Origin of the sequence: Bradyrhizobium sp. sGM-13 (assembly GCF_018398875.1) — a bacterium.
Lineage (GTDB): Bacteria > Pseudomonadota > Alphaproteobacteria > Rhizobiales > Xanthobacteraceae > Bradyrhizobium.
In genome coordinates this window covers 1-300 of record NZ_JAGWDK010000264.1, presented here as the reverse complement: position 1 = coordinate 300, position 300 = coordinate 1, and the positions used below count along the sequence as shown (strand labels likewise).

1 pseudogene is annotated in these 300 nt (G+C 63.7%); it reads right to left on the bottom strand.

Annotated features, from left to right (window positions below):
- Positions 1-300 (bottom strand): annotated as a pseudogene (locus KJQ96_RS39020) (MBL fold metallo-hydrolase); the annotation flags it as partial.

The window sequence follows — 300 nt, the reverse complement described above, 5'->3', positions numbered from 1 at the left end:
CGTTGCCGTCCTTCGTCAGCGTGCCGACGTTCGGGAATCCGAAATGATAGCCCGCGATCATGCCCTTTTCGGCGATCACGCGATCGAAGAACGCGCGCCGCGTGGCTTCCGCCTTGGGTCCATCCGAGTCGAACATCGAGAACCATCCGGGATTGCGGACGAACAACTGGTGGATACCCGTCACGTCGCTCTGGATGAACAATTGCTGGCCGCCCGATGCGACCAGGAACGACATGTGCCCGATGGTGTGGCCGGGCGTGGCGATGGCCTTCACGCCGGGCGCGAGCTCGGCGCCGTCAT